General features: G+C 75.1%; 3 protein-coding genes and 1 pseudogene. 2 read left to right on the top strand and 2 right to left on the bottom strand.

Features of this window, described 5'->3' with window-relative positions; translation table 11 throughout:
- A pseudogene (locus tag GT030_RS35770) lies at nt 1-449 on the top strand (hypothetical protein); the annotation flags it as partial.
- 93 nt (nt 450-542) lie between these two features.
- On the opposite strand, the gene GT030_RS20980 reads toward GT030_RS35770, so the two are convergent.
- A complete protein-coding gene (locus GT030_RS20980) occupies nt 543-731 on the bottom strand; it encodes a DUF5703 family protein (protein WP_161202422.1) in 189 nt (62 codons plus the stop codon).
- 47 nt (nt 732-778) lie between these two features.
- Here GT030_RS20980 and GT030_RS20985 point away from each other — a divergent pair, with 47 nt between their 5' ends.
- Entirely contained in the window at nt 779-1,501 is a 723-nt protein-coding gene (locus GT030_RS20985; RefSeq protein WP_161202423.1) for a hypothetical protein, read from the top strand.
- Between the two features lie 56 nt (nt 1,502-1,557).
- Here GT030_RS20985 and GT030_RS20990 read toward each other — a convergent pair.
- Nucleotides 1,558-2,495, bottom strand: a 938-nt coding sequence (locus GT030_RS20990) for an ATP-dependent RecD-like DNA helicase (RefSeq protein WP_161202424.1), incomplete at its 5' end; no start/stop codon positions are given.

A 2,495-nucleotide genomic window follows, 5' to 3' on the forward strand; every position in this document is an offset into this window, starting at 1 on the left:
CGGGGACGCCGGGGCATCCGGGTCACCCCGGCGGGCCCGGGCACCCTGGTCACCACGGGGACTGCCCGCCCGGACACCATGGGCACCACCCCGGCCACCCTGGGAACCCCGGTACGCCGGGCAATCCCGGTACGCCCGGCAACCCCGGCACTCCTGGGAACCCCGGTACACCCGGCCACCCTGGGAACCCCGGAACTCCGGGCAGCCCCGGTCAGCCGAGCAACCCCGGCACTCCGGACCGGCCGAGCACCCCCAGCACGCCCGCCACCCCGTCCACCGGCGGTGGCCACACCCCGCGGGGGGCCTCGCAGGCCGGCTACGGCCACGCCTCGGGCGGGCAGCTCGCGCACACCGGTGACGACCTGCCCCTCGGCCTCGCGCTGTCGGCCGGCGCGGGCGCGATCCTCGCGGGCGCGGTCCTGTACCGCAAGGCGCGCAACGCGGCCTGACCCGACGGCCACCCGTACGAACGGGCCACCCGTAAGACGGAGCGGGCCCCTGCCGCAGGACGGCGGGGCCCGCTTCCGGTCATGTGCTCCCGCTCACCACGTGGCCCGCACCTGGCGGATGATCCGCCGGCGCAACCGCACCCTGCGGCTGCCGTCGCGCATGAGGCTCAGTCGGTCCAACTCCCAGTGTCCGTACTCGGCATGGTCCGTGAGTAGACGCGTCGCCTCCTTGCGGGACACCCCGCGGGGGACGTACACGTCGGCAAATTCGTATTCCGGCATCGCATCTATTGTGCGGGCTGGTGCCCGGTACGGATAGCGTCTGCACTATGTCTGATGCTGCGCAGCCCACCGCTGCCGAGGTACGCGCCGCCGCGGAGGCGGTCAAGACCGCGCTCGACCGCCACCTGGCGGCCGTCGAACGCAGGACGGGTGACGACGACCCGGCCGTCCACGAGGCGTTCAATCAGCTTGCGGCGGCCGGCGAGGTGTACGACGAGCTGCTCTACGACCGCTACGACGAGGTCACCCCCTTCGAGATCCCCGGAGCCGACGACTCGCTGCCGCCGTACACGGGCCCGGAGGAGCCCCACGCCGTCAGCGTCCTGATCCGCCGCGACTACACGGTGGCCGAGCCCCCGCGGCTGCTGGCCCAGGCCCAGCGGGTGGAGGCCGCCGAGTTCGAGGACGCCCTCACCGAGGACGACACCGCGAACACGATCCCCGGCGCGCTGGGCATCCTGTTCGGCGAGTTCGAGCCGGACGAGATCGCGTCCCGGCACCGTGAGTTCGGTCTCGCCGAGGGTGACTCCACCCTCTGGGTCACCGCGGCGGAGGAGGCGGCCGAGCCCGGCGAATGGCTGGAGGCCCCGTTCGAGGAGGCCGACCCGCAGCATGTGATCTGCCGCTTCGACGTCAGCGCGGTCTTCGACCGGGACGACACCGACGACACCGACGACGCCGACGACGACGCCGACGACGCCGGCGTGCCGGGCTCGCTCCTGGACGAGCTGGCCGACGACGATCTGGAGCCGCTCGACCGCGACCGGTGAACGCACGGCGGTGCCCGTACCGGAGTGATCCGGTACGGGCACCGCCGTGTCCGGGCTCAGCCCGCCGAAGGGAGCTGCACCCGCAGCAGCGTCCGCAGCCGGGTCGTACGCGGCTTGGCCACGCTCTCCGCGACCGCCCTCGGCAGCGCCTGCTCCACGCCGTGGACCACGGACAGGTGCCGGTCCGCCCGGCCGAACGCGGTGTACACCCACGGCCTGGTCAGCACGTCCGCCGCGTCACCGGGGAGCACCACCACGGCGGCGGGCCAGCGGCCGCCCACCGCCTGGTGCGCGGTCAGCGCCCAGCCGTGCCTGACCCGGCTCTCCACCAGCTCCCTGGGGACGACCACGGGCGCGCCCGCGCACTCCAGGTGCAGCCCCTCCGCGTCCGCGCGGACCACGCGGCCCGGCACCGTACGGCCCGGCGCGGGGGAGTGGACGATCCGGTCGCCGGGGTCGAAGCCGCCGAAGCGGCCGGGGCCGGGGTTCAGCCGCTCCTTCAGAACCGTGTTGAGCGCGCGGGTGCCGGCGGCGCCGCCGTGGCCCGGCGTGATCACCACGGTCTCCTCGGGCGGGACCCCGAACGCGCGCGGCACGGAGTCCGCGACCAACTGCACGGTGCGGTGCACCGCCTCGCCCGCGTCCCGGACCGGGACGATCACGATCTCCTTGCCGGGCGCCTCGACCTGGACCAGCTCGCCCACCCCGATGCCCGAGACCAGTTCGCCGAGCGGGCCGGGGTCGGGGACGCGGGAGGCGACCTGCGGGCAGGCGGGGACGGCGAGCAGGTCCGCGAAGACCCGGCCCGGACCGGCCGACCACAGCACCGCCGGGTCGCCGCTGAGCACGAGGCGTGCGCCGTCGGGCAGCGACTCGGCCAGCATCGCGGCGGCCTCCACGTCCAGCTGGGGCGCGTCCAGCACGATCAGCAGGTCCAGGTCCAGCGCGCCCTCCGCGTCGCGGCCGGGGCCCGAGGCGCCGGACAGCAGCCCCG

It is taken from the genome of Streptomyces sp. SID1328, from assembly GCF_009865595.1.
GTDB lineage: Bacteria > Actinomycetota > Actinomycetes > Streptomycetales > Streptomycetaceae > Streptomyces > Streptomyces griseoluteus.